This window comes from Lyngbya sp. CCY1209, from assembly GCF_035615495.1.
GTDB lineage: Bacteria > Cyanobacteriota > Cyanobacteriia > Cyanobacteriales > Microcoleaceae > Limnospira.
On record NZ_JAJENU010000570.1, the window covers coordinates 1 to 23,188 of the forward strand.

Here is a 23,188-nt window from a genome sequence, read left to right on the forward strand (position 1 = left end):
AAAAATCTGCGGACAAAAACGAACATCAATCGACCCAAAACCATCTGCGAAAATCTGCGAAATCTGCGGATAAAATCGACCATCAAAAATTATTAATTATTAATGGTCGATCGCGATTCCGCCACCATCGGAGTCGCTTCGATTGTGGCTTCCAATTCCCCCTCGTGGTGGTCAGCAAAAGAACCGTGGGGCTCCTTCAGAAAGAACCAGCACACAAAGGCGATAATCATCCCGGCCACCCCCAACACCTCAAAAAAGATCCGATTTCCCACATCTCCTTCCGGCAGGAGGCTGAATAGGGTCAGGTAAACCACGGCGCCGACATTGCCGTAGGCCCCCACATTTCCGGCGATCTGCCCGGTGACGCGGCGCTTGACCAGGGGAACGATCGCGTAGGTAGACCCCTCCCCGGCTTGGACGAAGAACGAACAGGTCATCGTCAACAGCACCGCCAGGGGCAGCCACCAACCCCCCGTCACCCGGCCCATAATCAGATAGCCGATCGCCATCCCCGCCGTCAGCACCGCCATCGTATTTTTGCGGCTTCCCAGCTTGTCGGAAATCAGACCCCCGCCGGGACGGGACATCAGGTTCATAAAGGCGTAACTGGCCGCGATCATGCCGGCGGCTTGCTTGCTGAGTCCGAAAGTCCCCTCAAAGAAGGCGGGCAGCATGGACACCACAGCCAATTCCGATCCGAAGTTAACGAAGTAGGTCAGTTCCAGAATGGCAACCTGGGAGAAGCTGTAGCGATCTTCCGGAGGATAGCGTTTTTCGCCAAGGACCAATTCTTTGTTCACCGCCCAGCAGTTGTAGGCTTGGAAGAGATATAAACCCGCCAAACAAGCCCAGGCGATGTACAGTTGAGTCTGACTCAAGAAGCCGACTTTGCTCAGTCGCCACGCGAGGAGGCACAGTACGCCGGTGAGGGGGACGTTCATCAGCATCAGAAACCAGAAATCTTTTTGGGTGGTGACTTCCAATCCCCGGGCGCGTTTCGGCTTTTGGTAGACCTTGCCGGGGGGCGTATCTTCTACATTAAAGAAGTAAAAGATCCCGTAGGTGGCGGCGAAAATTCCCGTCAGGGCGATCGCAACTCGCCAGTTGAGAAGGGCACCGGCGCCGAAGGTCAGCAGGGCGGCGAGGCTGGGCAGGGTGAAGGCCGCCGCGGCGGAACCGAAGTTGCCCCAACCCCCGTAAATGCCCTCGGCCAAACCAATTTCTTTCGGGGGGAACCACTCGGCTACCATGCGGATGCCGATCACGAACCCGGCGCCGACGATACTCAGGGCAAGACGGGCGATCACCAACTGGCTGAAGTTCTGGGCCATCGCGAAGCCGATGCAGGGGATGGCGGCGTAAACCAGCAGCACGGAGTAGGTGATCCGCGGCCCGTATTTGTCGAGGAGCATTCCGATGATGATCCGGGCGGGGACGGTGAGGGCGACGTTGCAGATGGCGATGGTGCGAATCTGGCCGACTTCGAGGCCGAAATCTTCTTTGATGGCCGTCGCCAGAGGGGCGAAGTTGAACCAGACGACGAAGGAGAGAAAGAAGGCGAACCAGGTCAGGTGTAAAATTTTGTACCGGCCGCGCAGGGACCACAATTGGGTGAGCATCGGAAGTTAAACGGTAATAGAGTTCACAAGTCACAAGTCAAAAGTCAAAAGTCAAAAGCCAAAAGCCAAAAGCCAAAAGTATGACCTCTCATTCCTCACTTCTTAAACAAGGAGGCTTTTGACCCGATTGTTGGGTACACAACAGTTATTCGGTGTTGCCCAAGGGGAATTGTCTCTAGTCAGCGACCCAAGGGCTGACTTGCAGGGTTCCCCCCGGCGCCATCACCACGAGAAATTCGGCTTGGGGTTGGGTGTCGGCGATATTCGCATCTGCGGTATCGCTCAACTGGGGAATGGGGGTTTCGGCGAGATATTCGGCGGCGGCGGGGTTGACGGTGGCATATTCCGCGATCGCACCCATTTTGTTAACGGTGATGCGATACACCAGATTTTCGGTAAAGGTGGGATACTGCCGCCAATTTTGGTCAATTTGTTCGTACAGTCGGGCATTTAAATCCGCGATCGCACTCGGATCGGTGATTTCCGCCGGGGTGGCGGGTGTGGCAACTGTCATCGCCTCTACCATTTCTGCCGTCGAGGGGCGATCGGGTGTCACAGCCTCAGCCACGAGGGTTTCGGTTTCCTGTTCCTGTTGTTGGGCGTAGTGATCAAAGAGCGATCGCTGCCAACTGCTGAAATAAAATCCGGCGAAGGCAACCAAACCGACGGCAGATGCGAGTTTGATGCCGAGAGAGGGGGTGGAAGCGTTTGAAGTTGCGGTCATGGGAGTTCTCCTAGTGCAATTCGATTGAAAAAATGTGTATGGGTATTTCCGATGGCGACGGGGCGCGATCGCCCCCACGATCCCCTCGCGAGTCGGACTCGCACCGAAAGGGCGTGACGTTGAGATTCCCGATTCAGACGTCGGACAGAACGTTGCAGACCCGTACAGGAGGCGAGTCTTATGCTAATATCGGCATGGCTGTCATCGCCGTCGTCTCCGAGACCGACAGACTCAATCCTTTAAATTGATTGAGTTTGCCTCGGATTTGAGTTCGATCGTCTGTCCATTTGTCCCTTTTCTGTTGGATTCTTAATGGCGTCCGCTTGAATTTGCGGACAATTTTGCCGGCGATCGCTCCACCGCAAAAGTCCTCAAAAAAGTGGATTTTGCGACTCCATTTTAAGTCAGATATCGATGATTCCAGATTCATCTCATGCCTCAAAATCAGTCCGCCGAATCTCCTCAAATGTTGGAGATTGTGCCTCCGAACTTCAAGGATTAATTGCTAAGTTAAAGCCGAAAACAGAGGCAAATTGTAGCGAATATTACAAAAAAATAAGTTTTATGAAGTTTGTACATATTTAAGATGTCGATCGCGCATTTTGAGAGCGATCGCCCCCCCCGGAATCCCCGAGTCGAAAAGGCTGAAATTCCCTTCTGGTTTTTGTTCTGACTATTTCAACCCCCGCCATGCTCCTCCCCGAAACCGATCGCTACCGGCTGACAAATGCCCACATCCCCTTTTGTTTGCTCGAACGGGCCCGGCCCGAGTGGGCGGAAAAACAAACCCGGGACGGGTCAGTATTGATGGATGTGGAAATCGCATCCGGTGCGATCGCACAACTGCAACCCGCCGGACATCTCGATCGCAGCGATATCCCCACTACAGATCTCAAGGGGGGGCAACTGTGGCCCTGTTTCGTGGACCTGCACGCCCACCTGGATAAAGGTCACATCTGGGAGCGATCGCCCAATGTGGACGGGACCTTTGCGGGGGCTTTGGAGGCGGCAGCCCGGGACAGCGAAACATATTGGACGCCGGAGGACGTGGCGGCTCGCATGGAATTCGGCCTCAAGTGCAGCTACGCCCACGGAACCCAAGCCCTCCGCACCCATTTGGACTCGGCGGGGAAACTGGCCGATATCAGTTGGGAGGTGTTCAAAACGTTGCGGGAACAGTGGCGCGATCGCCTGATCTTGCAGGCCGTCTCCTTGGCTTCCCTCGACTATTATCTGACGCCCGAAGGAGAAAAACTCGCCGATCGGGTGGCTGAGGCGGGGGGCATTTTGGGGGGAGTTGCCGATATGAATCCCGACATCGACCGACAACTCGATCGCGTCTTTTCCCTAGCCAAAGAACGGAATTTAGATCTGGACTTTCATGCCGACGAAAACGGCGATCCGGAATCGATCGCGCTCCGAACAATTGCAGAAACCGCCCTCCGGCAACAATTTCAAAATTCCATTATTTGCGGTCACTGTTGCAGTTTGGCCGTGCAATCGACCTCGGCGATCGCCGAAACCTTGAAAGTCGTCCGGGAAGCCCGAATTGGCATCGTTAGCCTGCCGATGTGCAACCTGTATCTTCAAGACCGACAGTATTCCGAACCCCGGCACCGCCCCCGCACCCCCAAATGGCGGGGGGTGACGCTCCTGCACGAATTGCAGCAGGCCGGAATCCCCGTCACCGTCGCCAGCGACAACTGTCGCGATCCGTTTTACGCCTTCGGCGATCACGACGTCTTGGAAGTCTTTAAAATGTCGGTCAGAATCGCCCACCTAGACCGTCCCTACGGGGACTGGCCCCGGAGCGTGACCCGAACTCCCGCCGACTTGATGGGTTTGTCCGATGTCGGACGGGTGGGGGTGGGACTTCCGGCCAATTTGATCGCATTTAAAGGACGCAACTTTAGCGAATTATTATCTCGTTCTCAACCCGATCGCACTATCATAAGACAGGGTGCATTCATTTCAGCTTCTCTTCCGGAGTATTCGGAGTTAGATCCGGCGATCGCCCCCCACTTCGGAAAATAACGACTATACTGATCTAATAACGTTTAGACTTTGGCAATTTCATTCACTTTCCGCCCTGATCGAGCCAGTTGTCCAATCGCACCTATGACTGAGCATCTATTTCGATGGCCTTTCTCCCAATCGGACCGTCCGACCAGTCCGATGAGTTGGCTGCTGACCGTATTGTTGATGTGGAATGCAACAGCTCCGGCAGCGATCGCCCAGAGTCAACCCTCCGGCCCGACACTCACTCCGGCCTCCCTCGGAGCCCCTGACCCCTATACCTTGGGTGCGGGCGATCTGCTGCAAGTCGATCTGCTCGATGTTCCCGAATACAGCGGCGAATATCTCATTTTGAACGACGGCACCCTCAACTTGCCCCTCGTGGGGCGACTCGAAGTCGCCGGGTTGCCGCTCTCTCAGGTGAGAGATAAAATTTCTGCGGCCTACGCCCCCTTCGTGCAACAACCCGTTGCCACGGTGACAATCGTCAGCCCCCGTCCCGTGACCATCGCCGTGGCAGGGGAAGTCAAACGACCGGGGACTTACGTCCTGTCTCTGGCCGTCGCTAACACCCCCGGCCGACAGTTTCAGTTTTATAAAGTCACCCAACTCCTCCAGCAGGCGGGTGGTATCACCCAAGCCGCGGACATCTCTCAAGTCCAAATCCAAAGACAAGAGCCGACGCCACAAACCATCGTCGTCAACCTGAGAGAGTTGCTCGAAAACGGGGATTTGACTCAGGATCTGGTGTTGCGAGATGGAGATACGATCCGCGTGCCGACCGCCGAAGTCCTCGATCCCATCGCCATCCGCCAGATCAACTCGGCCAGTTTTGCCCCCGAAGTGATTCCCCCCTTTCCGGTGGTGATCGTCGGGGAAGTCTTCAACCCCGGAACTCACATCATGGGGCAACAGCCCGGAATGGCAGCCCCGGGGGACTTGGGAGAACCCCCCACCATCACCCAGGCGATCGAACTCGCCGGGGGGATCACCCCCAGCGCCGACCTCCGAAACATCGAATTGCAGCGGTTGAGCCAGTCCGGAGAGATGCAAACCCTCGAAGTTGACCTGTGGCAACTGCTCAAGACCGGGGATGCCACCCAGGACGTGACCCTGCAGCCCGGAGATGCGATCGTCATTCCCACGGCCCGCCAAATCGACCCGGGGGATATCGCCTCCGTCGCCAACGCCAGTTTTTCCCCGGCAACCATGTCCGTGAATGTCGTCGGAGAAGTGAAGCAGCCGGGCCCCATCCAAGTTCCCATTGACACGACCCTGAACCAGGCGATCCTCGTCGCCGGGGGATTCGACGCCCAGCGGGCCAACATGAGTTCGGTCGAACTGTTGCGTTTGAACCCGAACGGCACGGTTTCCCGGCGACAGATCAAAGTTGATTTTCAAGCCGGCATCAACGAAGTCAACAATCCGATTTTAGAGCGAGATGATGTCGTGGTCATCCGCCGTTCGTCCCTCACTCAAGTGGGAGATGGGTTGGAAGAAGTGTTGAGACCCGTGGGCGGAATCATGGGCGTAACGGCGATCTTAAATATCATTAATCTTTTGACCGAAGATGACAATAATAACAATTAATTCTTATTAAAGAGAGTCATGCCGAGGATTGAATCACCATGAATATGAGCAATATCGAACATCGGGAATCCATCGACCTGGATTTGGGCCGCTACTGGCAAACCCTGAAGCGACGGTGGTTTTTCGTCCTGGGTGCTTTTGTGTTGTCGGTGTCCGGGGCCGTTTATGCCACCCAATTTTTGACCCCGACCTACGAAGCGAGCGGCAAACTGTTATTCAAAGTTGACCGAACCTCCTCTTTGGCGGGAATTGGGGCAGGACTCGGGGAACTCAAAGCGCTGTTGGCCGACCAGACTCCTTTGAGTACCCAGATTGAAATTATGTACTCCACCCCCCTGCTGCAAGAGGTGATCGAGGAGTTGAACTTGACGAACGAGGATGGAGAACTCCTCCACCCCGACGACATCAGGCCGGCGCTCGGAATCGGTATTCTCGGTGGCACTGACATCGTACATCTGACTTATAAAAGCAAAAATGCTCAAGAAGCGGCTGACATTATCAATGCCGTGATGGCAGCTTACATCAAAACCAACGTTCAGAATAACCAGCAAGACGCAGCCGAAGCCAAACAATTTATTCAAGATCAGCTTCCCCGAGTTCAGCAAGAGGTATTTGTTGCAGAGAAAGCCCTTCGGGACTTTAAGGAAAAAAATGAAATTTTAGATTTAAACACAGAATTTGCCACCTCAGTTCAGGAGATCGCTCAGTTAAATCGGAACATTACCACCCTGGAAGCTGAGTTGAATTCGGTGCGGGCTTTGACGACATCATTGGGAAATCAAATCGGTTTGAATTTGGACGATGCGATCGCGATCAATACCCTGAGTCAGTCCCCCGCCGTCCGGGGAACCTTGCAAGAACTGGAAAATGTGGAAGCGCAGTTGGCCGAGGAGCGACGCCGGTTTCGCGACCAAAACCCGCGGATTATTTCTCTCAAAGCCAAACGGGATAACCTGCAAGCCAGCTTGCAGCAAGAAATTCAAAGTGCCTTGGGCAGTGGAGGGTCGGTGGATGAAGGGTTGCTGCGGGTGATGGACGTGAAAACGAACCGGCTTGAAGAGTTTATCACGGCCGAACTCCGACGTGTCGATTTGACCGAGCAACTGGATTCGCTCTACAAAAGTCTGGCGAATTATGAAGCTCGGGCGGAAAAGCTGCCCCAATTTGAGCAGCAACAGCGAGAACTTGAGCGGAAGGTTGAAATTGCGCGGCTGACCTATGAAACCTTGCTCGAAAATCTGGAAGAAGTTCAAGTGGCTGAAAATAAGAGCACAAACAACGCGAGGGTCGTGGAACCGGCGATCGCACCCGAGGAGGGCAGTACGGCAAAACTCGAGCTGCTGGTGTTGGGCGTCATGGCGGGGCTGGTGGCTTCGACTACCTTGCTCCTGCTCATGGAGATGGCGGACAAGTCTCTCCGGAGCGTGGCGGAAACCCGGGATTTCTTCGGATACACGCTGTTGGGGATCATCCCTTCTTTCTCGAAAAAACTCTTTTCTCGCTATTTGATGGGCGGCGATCGCCAGACTCCGCCGGTTCCCGTGGTGGATACTCCGGATTCTTTTATTAGCGAAATTTACCGCATGGTGCAGGCGAACCTGAAATTTTTGGGGTCCGATCGCAAGGTTCGCACCATCGTGGTGACGAGTTCCGTCCCCCGGGAAGGGAAATCGACGGTCTCGGCGAATTTGGCCGCGGCGATCGCCCAACTCGGGTATCGGGTGATGCTCATCGACGCGGATATGCGCCAACCCTGCCAACACCACGTCTGGGGGTTGACGAATGCCGTCGGGTTGAGCGATGTCTTGGTGGGACAGGCGCAACTGGAGGAAGCCGTGAATCAGGGCATCGAGCAACTCGACGTCCTGACGGCCGGCGTCACCCCCCCGAATCCCCTGGCGCTCTTGGACTCCCGGCGCATGACGTCCTTGATTCGGAATTTTTCGGAAGAATACGATTTTGTCATCGTCGATACGCCACCGTTGACCCTGGCCGCGGATGCCCTGACGTTGAGCCAAATGGCCAGCGGGGTGCTGCTCGTCGCCCGCCCCCGAATGGTCGATCGCGACAGCGCCAAGTCCGCCAAAGAACTGTTGGAGCGATCGGGACAGCGGGTCTTGGGAATGGTGATCAACGGGATCAGCAAAACCGAATCGACCAAGTATTTTTACCACGCCCAGCGTTACTTTCCCCTCAAGACCTCTTCCCGGCGCGATCGGTCCCAATTGCCACGCCGAATCTCATCTAAGAGTTCCTCCTGAAGCGTAGCGTTTCTTCGTTTCTCCTCGAAATCATCCCGAGGTAAAAATTTTGGCGGAAGAAAAGTTAGATGAATCATGTTTACGAAAACTTTACACAAGGGATTTAAAGTTTTACATTTAAATATTGTTGGGATTCCCAACCGGATGATATGATTGTTGACAATCTAAATCGCTGATTTCAGGAGAACCACATTATCGTTATCGAATCGTAACATTTGTCAGTTTTTGGCCGGTCAAAACTGTTGAAATCTTACTCAAAAATATTCGATGGACAAATTATTACAATATTTAAGGTCTTTTGAGCCGGTTTTTACAGTTTTAGCTCTCATGCACTACACCGCAGATTGGCTGCCTCTGATCATATCTGGAGGGGCAAGTGAGGGGGACGGTGTGGATATCAATTCATTCAATTTTGTACCCAACGTCCTCCTTTTCTTAATGACTTATGCCGTGGCCACAGCCCTGTTGCTGTTAAGGTGGAAGAAGTTTATTCATTTTATACCACGAGCAGCCGTCATTTGGTTGATGATATTGATTGCGATATCGTCCTTTTTTTGGTCCGACGATCCCGCTCGAACTCTCAAAAGTTGTATCGGGTTAATTGGAACCACACTGTTTGGAATTTACTTGGGGAGTCGTTATACATTCAAGCAGCAACTGCGACTTTTGGCTTTTGCATATATTGCCATTGCCATATTGTGTATTATTTTTGCGATCGCCCTACCCAGATATGGACTCGAACAAGTCGTACACGCCGGCGCTTGGCGAGGAATTTTCACTCACAAAAATGTGATGGGAAAAGCCATGACATTGGGTGCTATAATTTTCATCATTTCACCCAGTCTTTTTGAATATAAAGATCGATGGATATCTAGAGTTGGCTTGGGTTTAGCATTTTTTCTATTACTGATGGCAAAGTCATCCAGCTCACTGATTAACACCACAGTTTTAATAATTAGCCTTTTTGCATACCGGACTCTTCGGTTTAGATATTTATTGTTTTTTCCTGCATTTTTGGCGATCATAACATTGGGCTATGTGCTGGTCTATGTTTACATCAACCATGCCGAATTCTTGTTGGGATTAATTGGCAAAGATCCTTCCTTGACCGGTCGAACAGATATCTGGGCTTGGGTGGGAGACATGATTGAAAAACGACCCTTGCTAGGATATGGATTTATGGCTTTTTGGAATGGACTAGATGGTGCATCAGCTTATGTAATCAGGGCGGCAAGATGGCCGGTTCCTTACTCCCACAATGGTATACTAGATCTTTGGCTAGACATTGGTTTACTCGGTGTTTCCGCCTATTTTTTTGGCTACTTTGTTAACTTTTTCTGTGCTATTGTATGGGTCAAGGGGGGATCGGAGTCGGATCGATTGTGGCCCTTACTGTTTCTCACTTACCTGATGCTCACCAATGCCAGTGAAGGAGGGATGTTTGGTCAAAACAATATTTTATGGGTGTTGTATACATCGCTTTCAATATCCATAATTCAACCCATTCAAAAACAACCGGTCATGTCGCCGGACATCAAAACGTAAGGACTTCACTTTATCGAGCCATCGAATTATTCTTTGAAACCCGAATCTTGGAGGACAAAAAATGTTATTTAACTCGCCGGAATTTCTATTTTTCTTTTTGCCCGTCGTACTGGCGGTATTTTATTTGATCGGCAGCAAAACAATTAAAATTGCCGGAACTAAACTGGAAGGGTCGATTTTTTGGTTGGTTTGTGCTTCGCTGTTTTTTTACGGATGGTGGAACCCTCCCTACTTGCTTCTCATTATTGCTTCCATCATCTTGAATTATATTTTTGGATTTTATCTGTCCCGGGATGCTTCCGAAAAATTGACTCAGAAAAAGCTTTTACTTGTTCTGGGAATCGGATTTAACCTGGCATTGATTGGATATTACAAGTATGCCAACTTTTTCATATCCAACATCAATCTTGCGATCGGGTCTGACATTAACCTTGGCACTATTATCTTACCTTTAGGAATTTCCTTTTATACCTTCCAGCAAATTGCTTATCTGGTGGATGCATATCGTGGAAACACAAAAGAGTACAATTTCTTAAACTACAGTTTATTCGTTACATTCTTTCCACAACTAATTGCCGGCCCCATTGTCCATCATAAAGATGTATTACACCAATTTAGAGACGCTTCAATTTATCGATTTAATTCTCAAAACTTTTCCGTCGGGCTGACTGTTTTCGTAGCTGGATTATTCAAAAAAGTTGTCTTTGCCGATCGCATCGCCGCATTTGCGACCCCCGTCTTTGCCGCCGCCAGTCAGGGCGTGCCGCTGACCTTTTCGGAAGCCTGGGTAGGAGCATTGGCCTATACGTTGCAACTTTACTTCGATTTTTCGGGATATTCAGACATGGCGATCGGGATAGCATATATGTTTGGCATCCGACTGCCTCTCAACTTTGACTCTCCATACAAAGCCGTCAGTATCGTCGATTTTTGGCGACGTTGGCACATCACTTTATCTCACTTTCTGCGGGACTATCTCTACATTCCGTTGGGAGGGAATCGGTATGGTAAAACCCGCCGACATATTAATTTGATGACGACAATGCTACTGGGAGGATTGTGGCATGGAGCCGGTTGGACATTTATTTTCTGGGGAGGGCTACACGGTGCTTACTTAGTCATCAATCACCAATATCGTTCATTTCGTAGCTGGATCGGAAAAGATACTAGGGAAGATGGATGGTTATTGCAAGGTATCGGCTGGCTGGTCACATTCTTGGCTGTCATTGTTTCCTGGGTCTTTTTCAGAGCAGATAGCTTTTCATCGGCTCAATCTATCCTGAGTTCGATGATCGGTTTGAATGGAATCTCATTGCCCGGATTTTGGGAACCTTATCTGAGTTTTCTGAGGAATTTTGGCGTGGACTTCAACGGCTTCACTGTCAATGTCGGTATCAGTCAAAAATATTCTGTGTTTGGAATTACCGGTTTGTTGCTGGTAGCCTGGTTGACCCCCAACACCCAGCAGTGGATGGGCAAATACGCTCCCGCACTGACCCAACCGTGTGATGGAGCAAAGTGGATCGATCAGTTGTGGAAAAATTTGCAATGGAAACCCAATAAAATTTGGAGCGCTATTTTGGGGATAATGACCGCAATATCCTTGTTGGGAATGACACGAGTTAGCGAGTTTTTGTACTTTCAATTCTAAGCTTGAGCAGCAATTCACGATCGTCGGTTCGTTGACTGGAAAGGAGAATCATGTCTTTTAGCTTCAAAATCTATTCATTAGTGGCTGCCGGACTGATCGGCAGTGTCGGTTCAATTAATTGGTTGATCGATCCGCTATGGTACAGTCATGGAAATCAAATAACAGACAAAAATTTTACTTTTAATGAACGAATTTCCAAAACAAATCTTTTGTTAAGAACCAAGGATGAGCGCGATTATAATTGTCTGATTCTCGGAAGTTCCAGAGTGATCGCCTTGAAAGCATCTATGTTCAAAGACAAAAGATGCTTCAATTATTCCTTTAAAGGAGGATGGGTTGATGATTTTATAGCATATGCTAAATTTGCAAAAGAGCAAGGCATTGACCCGGATATAGTTTATGTCGGCGTGGATTCATTTAATTTTGTCAAAGAAACAAAGTTTAATGAACATGGTGTTGAAGCTTCAGCATCGGCTACAAACTCAATGTTTGAAGCTTATTTTTCTCTCGATGTTTTGACCTTTTCTGCCATGACGCTGGCGGAAGTTAGTCCCGATCCGACCAACTACTACAACCAGAATTTTGAAATTGAAGAGTTTGAAAATCCTCCCAAATATAATCCCGAATTTTACCCACCTTTATCCCCCCAAGAGTGTGATTTGTCGCGGATAGAACCCTTTCAGAAAATTAGAGATATATTTCCCAATGCAAAATTTGTAGGCTACGTTCCACCGAGGTCGGCTTGGGCTGTCGTCATGGAAAGTTACGACCGAGAATTAATGGATTGTGAGCTAGAGGGGATTTACAAAGTTTCTCAAATTTATGATGAGATGTATGACTTTTCGATTCCTTCTCCTCTCACCAAAGATCCGAATAACACTTATGACGGCAGTCACTTTACTCCGGAAGTCAACGATCAGGTAGCCGAAGTTATGCAAGGAAAAGGAGATGACTCATTTGGAATTCAGGTCAATCAGTATAGCTTGAGCGAGTACAAAACGATTTACAAAGGTCAGATTAAAAAATTTTTAGACGAGCAAAATCAACTTCAACGCTGGAAAGAATGAATCGAATTGACTCCGAACTGCGATCGATGTATTTTTTGATTAAGTCAGGTATTGGGTGTGAATCACTTGAGAAATATTAAGTCCAAAATAACGAATCTTTTTGAGAAACCTTTATTCCGAGGAACACTATGGATGCTGGGCAGCCGAGTGATCGGTATCGCCATGCAAGCCGTATACTTTGTTTTGGTGGCTCGAACTTTAGGAACCAATCAATTTGGTATGTTTATGGGAGTCAGTGCATTTGCTGTTGTATTGAATCCCTTTTCTACGGTCGGGAGTGCCGACCTGTTAGTCAGAGATGTTTCTCGAGATCGTTCCTTATTTCGAGAAGGATGGGCGAATGCTTTATTGACAACAGCAGCATCTGGGAGTTGTCTAATTGCGTTGGCATTATTGATAGCTTTACAAATTTTTCCCGAGTCTATTCCTCCTTTAACTATACTATTGATTCTTATATCTGATACTGTAGGACTGGCTATTTGGGGTCTTTCATCTAGTGCATTAGTCGGGTTCGGGTTACTCAAGAAAGTTTCTCAACTCCAAGTTTTTATGAACTTTTCAAAATTGATAGCAGCCATTGTACTATTCATTGGATTTGAATCCCCAAATATAATCGTTTGGTCAATTTTATATTTTCTGGCAAATTTATCCATTGCTTTAACTTCAGTGATGCTGGTTCATAAGATGATAGGTTTTCCTGGAAAACCAAATTTATCTAAAATAAAATCAAATTTCAATCAAGGAATTTACTTTTCGATTGGCGCATCTGCTGATGTTGTCAACTCCAGCATTGATAAAACTATGTTGACGAGTCTTTCAACGCCAAATGCTACAGGTTTATATTCTGCCGGATATCGTTTTATTGAGGTCGCTTATTTACCTTTATTGTCAATCTTTTCATCAACATACGCAAAGTTTTTTGAACAGGGTAAGTCGGGAATTACTGGGTCTTTTTTATTCGCCAAAAAATTGATTCCGCTCACGATTATATATGGTTTTGTAGCGTTCATTGGATATTGGATTTTCCATCCTTTGATTCCATATATTCTTGGAGAAGAATATAAAGCTTCTATGCCGGTTGTACTTTGGTTGTCACCCATGCCATTCTTAATCGGAATTCAGTGGATAGCTGCCGATACGCTGACGGGTTCTGGATATCAAAAAATCCGTGGATTCATTATTTTAGGAACGGCTTTGTTGAATGTGGGAATTAATCGTTTATTAATTCCCATTTATTCTTGGAGAGGGGCAACGTGGGCTACCCTGACTTCAGATATTATCAAAGCTTTACTTTTGTGGGCAGCAGTTGCATTTTTGTATCGACGACAAATGCGAAACAGTGAAACTTCCAATCTCAATTAATGTTGTATGATTGACAAAAATGAAAATCAATATCCTGGTTTTTAGGTGGGCCATCCAAAGATCCTAGCTAGTGAAATATAGACCTCACAATCAATGTAGTTTGTCTTTTGTAATTTGTGGTAATTTATCATGGTTGACTCAAATACTCAAATGTTCGCTTCTCAATCTCAACACTATACCTTTTGTCTAGTTACACCGAGTTACGCGCCGGACTTTGAGAGATGTAAACTTTTGTCTTCTACTGTTGAAGAGTTCCTGCCCGCTTCAATTAAACATTATATTATTGTCGATAGAAAAGATCGGGCTCTATTTAATAAATTACAGAACGACCGGACAGAAATTCTGGTTGTTGAAGAGGTTATTCCTTGGTGGATTAAAAGAATTCCACTTGTCAAAAATGGCTGGTTTAGCTTGAAAACTCTCCCGATTCGCAATTGGCTACTTCAACAAATTGTCAAGCTATCTGCGGCTAAATTTGTGTCTGAAGATGTCCTCATGTTTGTAGATTCAGATGTTGCATTTGTTCGTCCTTTCGATCCGGCTACAAGATTTGTTCGAGATGGAAAAGTAAGGTTTTATCGGGAACCCAATTCAATTCCTGAAACCTGGAAAAGTCATTATAGTTGGTATCAAACTGCCAGTCAATTACTGAAAACACCCATGGTTGATTTTCCAGCTCCCAACTATATTGGCGACCTAATTAGTTGGAAAAAAGATAATGTTATCAAGCTACACGATCATTTGGAAAAGATGTCGGGACGTTCTTGGATTGAAACAATCGCCGGAACTTGGAATTTGTCTGAATATATTTTGTATGGGATGTTTGTCGATTACATTCTCAGAGATGAATCACAACACTATATTGACCCTTTATATCCGGGTTTGCGATACTTTGCTACAGATGATCTGTCGAAACAAGAAATCATCAATTTTTTATCGGATATTGAACCCGATCACGTCACCGTTATGATCTCGGCAAAAGCTGGAATTCCAGTTCAACGTTATGCTCCACTGCTGAGGCAGATCGATCGCAATTGATTTCCGAAAAATGTTGCGTAATTTTTGAAAATCATGGCATCCACAATTTGGGTCAAAAATGAGTCTCAAAAAAGGGTGAGATCGGTTCAAAATTTTTGATCTCACAAAAATCTTGCCACCGCCATTTTTTTGATTTATAATTGTGGTAAATTGATAGTCAAAGATTGCAGTATAAAAATGTGATGACTAAAAACAATCAGGAACTTGCATTGAAAGCTGCGGTGATCGGTACCGGATTAATTTCCAAAGAGCATCTCAGTTTTTTGGCTAATTCCGATCGCGCCCGATTGGTGGGAGTCTGCGACCTCTCCCCCGCCGCGGCCAATTATGCAACTCAGAGATTCGGTGCGGAAGCATCGTATACGAACTATCAGCAAATGCTGGAAGAAGCCAAACCCGATGTCGTACATATTTTGACCCCGCCTCACATCCACAAAAAAATGTCGATGGATTCCCTGAGTGCCGGGGCCCACGTGATCTGCGAAAAGCCGATCACCCCCACCTACGACGAATTTAAAGAGTTGTGGTCTTTTGCCCAGCAGTGCGATCGTCGCCTGCTCGAAAGCCAGAACTACCGCTTCAATCAGCCCATTCTGGAAATAGAAAAGCTGGTTCGGGATGGGACTCTGGGAGAAGTTCAGGAAGTCGAAGTGCGGATGGCGTTGGATATTCGCAGCGGCGGCCGCTACGCCGATGAAAATCTTCCGAGTCCGGTGCACAAGCTTCCGGCGGGTGTCATTCACGATTTTATCACGCATTTATCCTATCTCGCGTTACTATTTATTCCGGATTTTGACCGCGTTAAAGCCGCCTGGAACAATCATGGCGGGGGCGATTTGTTCAAATACGACGATCTAGATGCGCTCGTTTTTTCTGGAACAAAGCACACTCGGATTCGATTTAGTGCCTATACCCAACCGGACTGTTTCTCCGTTTTTGTTCGCGGTTCCAAAGGGTATGCCGAGGCGGATTTGTTTCAACCTTATGTGCGTTGTATGATCCCCCGTTCGGTGGGCAAGCAACTTTCCCCTCTGGCGAATCAGTTTTCTGGCGGTTGGACGCTGATGAACGCCAGTTTTAAGAATTTTCGTCGCAAGCTTTTACAGCAGACTCCCTATGAGGGCTTGCATCGTATGCTCGACGAAACGTACCGGGCTTTGCAGGAGAATCGGGAACCGCCCATCGGTTTTGAGGAGATTGAGAAAACCAGTCGTTTAGTCAACGCATTAGTCGCGGAGGAAAATCACATATGAAGCTTTTTATCACGGGAGCGTCCGGATTTTTAGGACAGTACATCGTCGCGGAAGCGTTGCGGCGGGGACATCAAGTGAAGGCCGTCATCCGGCCCAAAACGGATGCCACGCGCCTGTCTTGGTACGACCATCCCAATGTCGAATTGGTTCGCTTGGACCTGCGGCAGATGTCGGGACTCGTGGAAGCCTTGCAATCGGTGGATGATGTCATTCATCTGGCTGCCGTCAAGTCGGGCGATTTTTACACGCAATTTGCGGGGACGGTGATCGCCACAGAAAACTTGCTGACCGCCATGAAAAAGGCGGAGGTGACGAGACTGACGGCGATCAGTACCTTCTCAGTTTACGACTATCAAAAACTGCGATCGCGCCAAGTTTTGGATGAAGATTCTTCCATCGAAGCCGACCCGCTCAACCGGGACGAATACGCCCAAACCAAGCTCATTCAAGAAGCTCTTTATCGCGATTTTGAACGGGAGGGCGGGCAAGTCTCCATTATCCGTCCGGGGATGATCTACGGCCGAGATTATCTTTGGAACGCCTGTTTGGGGGCGGAATTAGGCAGCGCGTGGTTGAGGATCGGCGCCCATGCGACGATGCCGGTCACTTACGTCGAAAACTGTGCGGAAGCGATCGTGATGGCGGCCGAAAGCGACGCGGCGCTCGGACAAACTTTGAACATCGTTGACGACAATTTGCCGACGCAAAATGTCTACGCCAAACAACTCATCTCCAAGATGGAAGAAACGCCCCGGACGTTCTTTGTCAGTTGGCCCGTGATGAGTGCGATCGCCCAGATGGCATGGCTTTACAACAAGTTATTTCTCAAGGGCAAAGCTCGCCTGCCCGGGATTTTAGTTCCGGCGAAGCTTCAGGGTCGGTTCAAGCCCCTTCGATACACCAATGAGAAAGTCAAAAAGGTTTTGAACTGGAAACCCAAGTATTCTCTAGAAGAGGCATTTGATCGCTCCTGTAGCGATATTAATCTGCTTGAGGTTCCGGTCTCTACATCGGTCGCTTCTTGAGTTTGATCGATTGAGATAAAGGAACGCCAGACAACCGAATCGACTGTTTTGATTGTTCGAGTAATCAGACTCAAATATTTCTGATGTAAACATATGTTGATATCAATTTGCGTGGCGACTTACAAGCGTCCCGATGATTTGAAGCGGTTGCTCAAGGGTTTTGAAGACCTGACTTTTGACCAAATTGATGCACCCGAAATAGAGATTGTTATCGTCGATAACGATGCTTCCGGCTCTGCGCGATCGCTAATTGATGAAGTGGCCCTCACTTTCAAATACCCTTTGCGATACGATATCGAAACTCAGCAGGGTGTCTCTTATGCCCGCAACCGAACGATCGCGAACTCATCTGATGAAACCGATTTTATTGCGATCATGGATGATGATGAAATCCCCGACCGAAACTGGTTAGAAAACCTGTTAATCGTGCAAGAGAAATACGAAGCTGACGTGGTAGCGGGGCCTGTCATTCCTTACTTTGAAAGTGATGTTGACGTACCGGATTGGATCAATAAAGGTAAATTCTTTGCTCCGAAACACTATCCGACGGGGCAGATAATGGATGTTGCTTACACCAACAATGTTTTGGTTCGGAGCAAACTTTTAAAGCAGCTAGAAACTGTTTTTGACGAGCGTTTTGCAATTCAAGGCTCTGAGGATACACATTTATTTATGCAACTTCATAAGCAAGGGGCAAAAATCGTGTGGGCTGATGAAGCCCGAGTGCGGGAGCGAGTGCCTCAATCTAGAATTAGTTTGACGTGGTTGTTAGAACGAGGCTACTGGGGATGGAGTGCCAGAAGTTTATTTGAAAGAGAGTTATATCCTTCTCTCTACATTCAAGGCACCCGTTTTATCAAAGGATGTGTTTTGGTGGCAATTGGGATAGTTTCTATTCCCATAGCCTTGTTCCGGGGTCAGTACGCTGTCAATCAAGCCTTGCTGTCAATATGGCGGGGTGCCGGAACTCTTTCCGGGTTGCTTGGAATTATGGGAAGTGGATGGACAAAAGCTGAGAGGTAATATCAAATCGGGTTCAATACTCAGATCAAAACGGGTTTAATACCTGGGCTACTGGGGAATTATAGCGATTAAAAGTCAGGAGTCAACAGGTCATTGGCAGAAAAAGCCCTCATCGTTGGGGTTTGAGAATCCTTCGATGTCCTAGCCATCCTGCCGACTACTATAATTCCCAAGCTACGGCGCTGCTATATCGTGTTTTAGATTGAATTAATTGTTGGCAAGTATCGAGTTCAGTTGAAAGAGGAAATTCTGAACTACGGGATATCCGAACATCGATTCTAGCAAAGCGCGATCGGGGATGTTGGGTTTTTCTTCCGCCAGACAATTGATAATTTCATTGGCATAGGATTCAGGGTCAGATGCGACTCGGAAGTATTGTTTTGCTTCTTCTGGCAAACCCGACAATCCTTTGGGTTGAGAAACAATAGGTTTGCCGCTCGCCAACATACCGAGTGACTTGGTACTGACCCCGCATCCGGTTGCCACGGGGTCAATCAAAACTCGACCTGACCGATAGATTTTGCGGGCAGAAGGGGGATTTATTTTCAATTCCAGCCCCGGTTTATTTTGACAAATTTCTTGAATATTAGGTACGGGATTTGCACCCGAAATGAGAACTTTAATGTCTGGCGATCGCTCTTTGAGAATGGGAAACACTTCCTCGACAAACCAAATGACACCTGCCACATTATTTTCCGAATGTAAGTTCCCCAAAAATACAACGTCATAGGTTATTTCTTCGTTCACACCATCATCACTTGAACCGTCAGCATTTTGATGATGTTCTGACTTTAAATCTATCAATGGAGGCAAAAAGTATCCATTGTCAAACCCTTGTTGTTGCCAAAATTGTAAATCGTCTTTAGAAATATCGTAAAAAGCCAAACTTTTGTGGAGCAACGATTTTTCATATTTCTCCAAATTGATGAGAGATAAAAATCGTAAGAATTTTTGATGTCCTAGGGCACACTGAAAATAATAGCGGTATTGTAAATGCTCGATATTGTGCGATCGCACGACCATGGGAATATCTAGGGTGTCGCTCAATCGGGATGCGACCACGCCGCTGTGAATGTGATCGCAGAAAATGACGTCGGGTTGAAAGCGCCGGACGGATTCCAGAATTCGAGTCCACTCTTCGCCCCTGACAATTCGAGATGTGACTTCTAAAGGATAGGACAACAAATCTAACACCCGGCGGACATAAGCGCCGACACTACGCCGATAGAAAATTGGGTAGAAATCTTTAACATACCGATTGATAACATCTAAACTGTCGGCATCTGGAGTCTCGGCAGACCAGCAGATCAGCTGTATTTCGGTTCCCAACTCTGACAACATTTTGAGTCTTCGCCAAATATCAACTCTTCCCCCGTGAACGGGAGGATAGGGAATGTCCATCGCCACAATAGTGATTTTCACGTTGTCCCCCGAACGATCGCAGATTCTCAAATGGAGTGTAACATATCAAAATTTAAAATTCCAATCTTAAGAGCCGTTAAAATTTTCGCTCGACTGAGGCAACAACCTGGATCGATTCCTGATGCTAACCGGACTCCCTCTTGCCCACAGGAGCCCCAATTCGACGCGCCGCTTTCCGGAACTTCCCGCAACGCCGGACGATCAAACGTCGGGGACGGCTGAAAACCTGCTACAGTAAAATAATCACGATCGCACCTCCAGTCCTCAGACCCACATTGACCGATGCTCCCAAGGGAAGAACTACTCAGCGGCATTGAAAATCGAGACAGCATGGCCCGGGTCATCGACCAGGCGGAACAGGCGTTGAAGACCTGGGAGATCGCCCAAACCGAGTTTCTCTCCCCCCCGGAACTGGCCGAAGCTCGGCAAATTTTCGATCGCCTCACGGAAGTCCAGGCCCTCTCCTGGGGCGGCTATCCTCAAGCGGAACGGCAGCGGCTGGCGATCGCACGATCGGAACTTCCCCTGGAAACCGACGGCGTGGAAATTGCGGCCCTGGACATCTCGGGAAATTTCTTGTTCGACACCGCCACCCACCGGGACTTTCTGGGAGCCCTCCTCGGCACCGGCATCGTCCGGGAAAAAACCGGCGATCTGATCGTATTGGGGGAACGGGGCGCCCAGGCGATCGTGGTTCCGGAACTGGTAGAATTCCTGGAGATGAACCTGACCCAAGTCCGCACGGTTCCCGTCAAAACCCAGCGCATCGAATTGGGGGAATTGAAAGTCCGCGAACCCAAGAAAAAGGCGATGACCACCGTAGAAGCCTCCCTGCGTCTGGACGCGATCGCTTCGGCGGGGTTCGGGATGTCCCGCAGCAAAATGGTGACGCTCATCGACGGCGGGGATGTCCGCGTCAACTGGAAGGACGCCAAACAGGCCAGCTATCAAGTCAAAACCGGCGACCTGATCGCCATCCGCGGCAAGGGGCGCCTGGAAGTGGGGGAAGTCTCCATCACCAAAAAACAACGCTACCGAGTGGAACTGACCCGCTACCAGTAAATGGAGATTCACAAATGGGCGATACTGGATTTGAACCCCTATTCTGCCGTCACTATCGGCGATCGCATCATCCCATTCAAATAATCGTGAACCAGAACATTTCTGAAACCGGACAACGCCCGCCAGTCCACCTCTGTGGCTTCGGCTTTTAACTCTTCAGAAAGCCTTTGTGTGGACTCCGCCATCGTTTGTAACCGTCGCAAAACCGCATCTTGTACCAGTGTATTATGCAGGAAAATCTCTCGGTCTTCGCCCGTGTATTCTTGAATGGGATTGATACACTGTAAAATCAAGAATAGCATATTCAATGATTTGGGCAACCCGGGACGGTTGCCCCCACAACTCCCCACTCTCTTCTATTCTGCAATGTGATGTTTGGTCGCCAGCAACGCCACCTGGGTGCGATCGCGCAAATTGAGGCGGTTTAAAATACTCGAAACGTGATTTTTTACCGTCCGTTCGGTGATGAATAATTCCTCGGCAATTTCCCGGTTGTTGTAGCCCCGACCGATCAACTGCACCACCTCCAATTCCCTCGGCGTCAACTGTTGGAATTCCTCCGGTATCGGTTCCGGTTCGGGAGGTTTCGGCGTCGCCGACATCACCTTTTCAAACAGTCCCGGCCCCAACTGGGTGTAACCTTTTTGAACCGAACGGATCGCCTGGGCGAGTTCTTCCGAGGGCGTATCTTTTAGCAAATAACCCTTCGCCCCCGACTGCATGGCTTGGCTGACATATTCATCGTCGTCAAATGTGGTCAATACCAATACCTTTATTTCCGGTTTTTTTTCCTGGAGCGATCGCGTCGCCGCCACCCCGTCCATGACCGGCATCCGCACGTCCATCAACACCACGTCCGGATTTAATTGCAGTGCCAATTCTACGGCAATTTGTCCGTTTTCGGCCTGTCCAACCACCTGCAAATCCGGTTTCGCCTCCAACAGACTTTGCAACCCTTCCCGGACGATCCCCTGATCGTCAACTAACAGAACTCGAATCATGGCGTTTATTTTTTGAGAGTTTAACTTCGATTTTGCACCCCTCGCCGGGAGAACTGACCAGCTCAAATTCCCCGTCCAGGGCGGCGATCCGTTCCCCCATCCCCTGCAACCCGAATCCGGTGGTATTTTCTCGGGGGTTGAAACCGCATCCATTATCGCGAATTTTCAGATAAAATTGCCCCGAATCTTCCACCAAAGACAGGCGGACGCGGGTGGCGCCGGCGTGTTTGGCGATGTTGGTCAGGGCCTCCTGGACGACCCGATACAGGGCGATCGCGATGTCCGTCGGCGGGGTTTCTTCCACCGCCAGATGGGACTCCAATTCGATCGCCGTGGTGCGTCGAAAGTCTTCGATCAGGTGGGAGAGAGTTGGCAAAAAAGACCGCTGCAAAGGGTGCGATCGCAGCGTCGCCACGGACGCCCGCACCTCTTTCAACGCCTCCCGTCCCAACTCCCGAGCCTGTCGGAGGTGGCGATCGGCCCGCTCCAGATCTTCGGGTAAAAATAACGCGGCATTTTCCAGTTGGATACTTTGGGCGGTGAGGTTGTGTCCAACCGAGTCGTGAATTTCCCGGGCGATGCGATTTCGTTCCTGCAAAATCGCCCGATCTTCGACCAAAATCGCGTACTCCCGAAGCTGCCGGTTCGCCTCAGCCAGTTCCCGGCGGCTCTGCTGTTCCGAGAGTAACGCCCCCACCAATAACAGGACAAAAACTAACACCAATCCGAATAGCAAACTGCTGTTGAATGTCAGGGTTAAAATCAGCCCGTGCAGGGGGTCAGAAGCCCGATGTTCCAAACCGTGCAGCCGCAGAAACGCCCACAGGAGAAAGGACCCGTAGGCGAGGAGGGCGACGACAATTCGCCCCCGCCAGGAAAATAACAGGCAGGCCCGGATGGCCACCACCAGCAGCAGGGCTGAGAAAAAGCTGGTTCCCTGCCCGCCGAAGGCCACGGCCAGCCAACTGAAGCCGAACCCCAAACCGGCGTACAGCCAGCGGATCGGGGCTTTTTGCGATCGCCCCGGCAGCCTCAACCCCATCAGGCCCAAACTGGCGATACTGACCGCCACGCCGGCGGGAAACCCGGGTCGGCGGGGCAAATTTTGCGGACCCATCATTCGCCGTCTCCCGTAACCGGGCGGGCCGTCGGGGGACTGGACTTGAGAGTGGACTTCCTGCCGCATCCAACCGGGACGGTAGGCGGGGGGGAGGGGGCTAAAAGCCGTCAAAAGGGCGATCGCGATTAAAACCCATTCCAAGTACAGTAGAAGGGGCACCGGAGACTTCGGACGACGAAACCATCGCATGGGGGATAAAATATCTCGTTGAATTGCTATAGTTTAAAACGCATCTGCCACCCATTTAAAGGGTAAAATCTCCGACCAACCTCGGGCATTTGGTACTTAAGGACTAGGTGAATAGGTCTTTGGTGCGATCGCCAACCTTCATTTCAATCCGACATTGTAACCATCCAAATTGGGAACTTTGATCGAGGCGATCGCGCCCCCTCCACCCCTATGATGAAAT

General features: G+C 49.3%; 18 protein-coding genes. 12 read left to right on the forward strand and 6 right to left on the reverse strand.

The genetic code is table 11. The features are described 5' to 3' along the window. Nucleotides 1-92: 92 nt before the first annotated feature. Together LKE08_RS19865 and LKE08_RS19870 are read right to left on the reverse strand one after the other, a co-directional pair. Nucleotides 93-1,619, reverse strand: a complete 1,527-nt coding sequence (locus tag LKE08_RS19865) for an MFS transporter (protein WP_324705991.1) — start codon at nucleotides 1,617-1,619, stop codon at nucleotides 93-95. A gap of 175 nt (nucleotides 1,620-1,794) precedes the next feature. After that, nucleotides 1,795-2,343, reverse strand: a complete 549-nt coding sequence (locus LKE08_RS19870) for a hypothetical protein (RefSeq protein ID WP_324705992.1) — start codon at nucleotides 2,341-2,343, stop codon at nucleotides 1,795-1,797. Nucleotides 2,344-3,033: 690 nt separating this feature from the next. Between LKE08_RS19870 and LKE08_RS19875 the strand changes: the two genes are divergently transcribed. From LKE08_RS19875 to LKE08_RS19925, 11 genes are all read left to right on the forward strand, one after another. Beyond that, on the forward strand, nucleotides 3,034-4,377 hold the full coding sequence (locus LKE08_RS19875; protein WP_324705993.1) for a cytosine deaminase: 1,344 nt from the start codon (nucleotides 3,034-3,036) through the stop codon (nucleotides 4,375-4,377). Between the two features lie 141 nt (nucleotides 4,378-4,518). Beyond that, a complete protein-coding gene (locus LKE08_RS19880; RefSeq protein WP_324705994.1) occupies nucleotides 4,519-5,949 on the forward strand; it encodes an SLBB domain-containing protein in 1,431 nt (476 codons plus the stop codon). A gap of 38 nt (nucleotides 5,950-5,987) precedes the next feature. Continuing rightward, the gene (locus LKE08_RS19885; RefSeq protein ID WP_324705995.1) at nucleotides 5,988-8,210 is read left to right on the forward strand and encodes a polysaccharide biosynthesis tyrosine autokinase; all 2,223 of its coding nucleotides are present in this window, start codon (nucleotides 5,988-5,990) and stop codon (nucleotides 8,208-8,210) included. 267 nt (nucleotides 8,211-8,477) lie between these two features. Next, complete coding sequence (locus tag LKE08_RS19890) at nucleotides 8,478-9,755, forward strand: O-antigen ligase (RefSeq protein WP_324705996.1); 1,278 nt, start codon at nucleotides 8,478-8,480, stop codon at nucleotides 9,753-9,755. Nucleotides 9,756-9,816: 61 nt separating this feature from the next. Beyond that, nucleotides 9,817-11,406, forward strand: coding sequence for an MBOAT family protein (locus LKE08_RS19895; protein ID WP_324705997.1), 1,590 nt, complete (start codon nucleotides 9,817-9,819; stop codon nucleotides 11,404-11,406). A 50-nt stretch (nucleotides 11,407-11,456) separates the two neighbouring features. Then, nucleotides 11,457-12,473 carry a hypothetical protein gene (locus LKE08_RS19900; protein ID WP_324705998.1) on the forward strand — a complete coding sequence of 339 codons (1,017 nt, stop codon included), beginning with the start codon at nucleotides 11,457-11,459 and terminating at the stop codon, nucleotides 12,471-12,473. Nucleotides 12,474-12,530: 57 nt separating this feature from the next. Beyond that, nucleotides 12,531-13,835: an oligosaccharide flippase family protein gene (locus tag LKE08_RS19905; RefSeq protein WP_324705999.1), complete on the forward strand. Its 1,305-nt coding sequence runs from the start codon at nucleotides 12,531-12,533 to the stop codon at nucleotides 13,833-13,835. Nucleotides 13,836-13,985: 150 nt separating this feature from the next. Further along, nucleotides 13,986-14,873 (forward strand): DUF6492 family protein, encoded by an 888-nt coding sequence (locus LKE08_RS19910; RefSeq protein WP_324706016.1) that lies wholly within the window; start codon nucleotides 13,986-13,988, stop codon nucleotides 14,871-14,873. A gap of 182 nt (nucleotides 14,874-15,055) precedes the next feature. Next, nucleotides 15,056-16,126, forward strand: a complete 1,071-nt coding sequence (locus tag LKE08_RS19915) for a Gfo/Idh/MocA family oxidoreductase (protein WP_324706000.1) — start codon at nucleotides 15,056-15,058, stop codon at nucleotides 16,124-16,126. After that, nucleotides 16,123-17,151, forward strand: a complete 1,029-nt coding sequence (locus tag LKE08_RS19920) for an NAD(P)-dependent oxidoreductase (RefSeq protein ID WP_324706001.1) — start codon at nucleotides 16,123-16,125, stop codon at nucleotides 17,149-17,151. The genes LKE08_RS19915 and LKE08_RS19920 overlap by 4 nt, the downstream gene beginning before the upstream one ends. Nucleotides 17,152-17,262: 111 nt before the next feature. Continuing rightward, nucleotides 17,263-18,174: a glycosyltransferase family 2 protein gene (locus LKE08_RS19925; RefSeq protein WP_324706002.1), complete on the forward strand. Its 912-nt coding sequence runs from the start codon at nucleotides 17,263-17,265 to the stop codon at nucleotides 18,172-18,174. Nucleotides 18,175-18,381: 207 nt separating this feature from the next. Here LKE08_RS19925 and LKE08_RS19930 read toward each other — a convergent pair whose 3' ends face one another. Beyond that, entirely contained in the window at nucleotides 18,382-19,575 is a 1,194-nt protein-coding gene (locus LKE08_RS19930) for a glycosyltransferase (protein WP_324706017.1), read from the reverse strand. A 303-nt stretch (nucleotides 19,576-19,878) separates the two neighbouring features. Here LKE08_RS19930 and LKE08_RS19935 point away from each other — a divergent pair, with 303 nt between their 5' ends. Beyond that, nucleotides 19,879-20,658: a photosystem II S4 domain protein gene (locus LKE08_RS19935; RefSeq protein ID WP_324706003.1), complete on the forward strand. Its 780-nt coding sequence runs from the start codon at nucleotides 19,879-19,881 to the stop codon at nucleotides 20,656-20,658. 38 nt (nucleotides 20,659-20,696) lie between these two features. Here the strand turns inward: LKE08_RS19935 and LKE08_RS19940 are convergent, their stop codons facing one another. Genes LKE08_RS19940 through LKE08_RS19950 form a run of 3 tightly spaced genes read right to left on the reverse strand, consistent with a single transcriptional unit; the run spans nucleotide 20,697 to nucleotide 22,968 of the window. Beyond that, nucleotides 20,697-20,960 (reverse strand): HepT-like ribonuclease domain-containing protein, encoded by a 264-nt coding sequence (locus LKE08_RS19940; protein ID WP_324706004.1) that lies wholly within the window; start codon nucleotides 20,958-20,960, stop codon nucleotides 20,697-20,699. Between the two features lie 54 nt (nucleotides 20,961-21,014). Next, nucleotides 21,015-21,659, reverse strand: coding sequence for a response regulator transcription factor (locus LKE08_RS19945; RefSeq protein WP_324706005.1), 645 nt, complete (start codon nucleotides 21,657-21,659; stop codon nucleotides 21,015-21,017). After that, nucleotides 21,637-22,968 carry a sensor histidine kinase gene (locus LKE08_RS19950; RefSeq protein ID WP_324706006.1) on the reverse strand — a complete coding sequence of 444 codons (1,332 nt, stop codon included), beginning with the start codon at nucleotides 22,966-22,968 and terminating at the stop codon, nucleotides 21,637-21,639. The genes LKE08_RS19945 and LKE08_RS19950 overlap by 23 nt, the downstream gene beginning before the upstream one ends. Nucleotides 22,969-23,188 lie beyond the last annotated feature (220 nt).

Coding starts and splice junctions, on each gene's coding strand:
- LKE08_RS19865 (WP_324705991.1), bottom strand. CDS start 1,619: ATGCTCACCCAATTGTGGTCCCTGCGCGGCCGGTACAAAATTTTACAC.
- LKE08_RS19870 (WP_324705992.1), bottom strand. CDS start 2,343: ATGACCGCAACTTCAAACGCTTCCACCCCCTCTCTCGGCATCAAACTC.
- LKE08_RS19875 (WP_324705993.1), top strand. CDS start 3,034: ATGCTCCTCCCCGAAACCGATCGCTACCGGCTGACAAATGCCCACATC.
- LKE08_RS19880 (WP_324705994.1), top strand. CDS start 4,519: ATGAGTTGGCTGCTGACCGTATTGTTGATGTGGAATGCAACAGCTCCG.
- LKE08_RS19885 (WP_324705995.1), top strand. CDS start 5,988: ATGAATATGAGCAATATCGAACATCGGGAATCCATCGACCTGGATTTG.
- LKE08_RS19890 (WP_324705996.1), top strand. CDS start 8,478: ATGGACAAATTATTACAATATTTAAGGTCTTTTGAGCCGGTTTTTACA.
- LKE08_RS19895 (WP_324705997.1), top strand. CDS start 9,817: ATGTTATTTAACTCGCCGGAATTTCTATTTTTCTTTTTGCCCGTCGTA.
- LKE08_RS19900 (WP_324705998.1), top strand. CDS start 11,457: ATGTCTTTTAGCTTCAAAATCTATTCATTAGTGGCTGCCGGACTGATC.
- LKE08_RS19910 (WP_324706016.1), top strand. CDS start 13,986: ATGTTCGCTTCTCAATCTCAACACTATACCTTTTGTCTAGTTACACCG.
- LKE08_RS19915 (WP_324706000.1), top strand. CDS start 15,056: ATGACTAAAAACAATCAGGAACTTGCATTGAAAGCTGCGGTGATCGGT.
- LKE08_RS19920 (WP_324706001.1), top strand. CDS start 16,123: ATGAAGCTTTTTATCACGGGAGCGTCCGGATTTTTAGGACAGTACATC.
- LKE08_RS19930 (WP_324706017.1), bottom strand. CDS start 19,575: ATGGACATTCCCTATCCTCCCGTTCACGGGGGAAGAGTTGATATTTGG.
- LKE08_RS19935 (WP_324706003.1), top strand. CDS start 19,879: ATGCTCCCAAGGGAAGAACTACTCAGCGGCATTGAAAATCGAGACAGC.
- LKE08_RS19940 (WP_324706004.1), bottom strand. CDS start 20,960: ATGCTATTCTTGATTTTACAGTGTATCAATCCCATTCAAGAATACACG.
- LKE08_RS19945 (WP_324706005.1), bottom strand. CDS start 21,659: ATGATTCGAGTTCTGTTAGTTGACGATCAGGGGATCGTCCGGGAAGGG.
- LKE08_RS19950 (WP_324706006.1), bottom strand. CDS start 22,968: ATGCGATGGTTTCGTCGTCCGAAGTCTCCGGTGCCCCTTCTACTGTAC.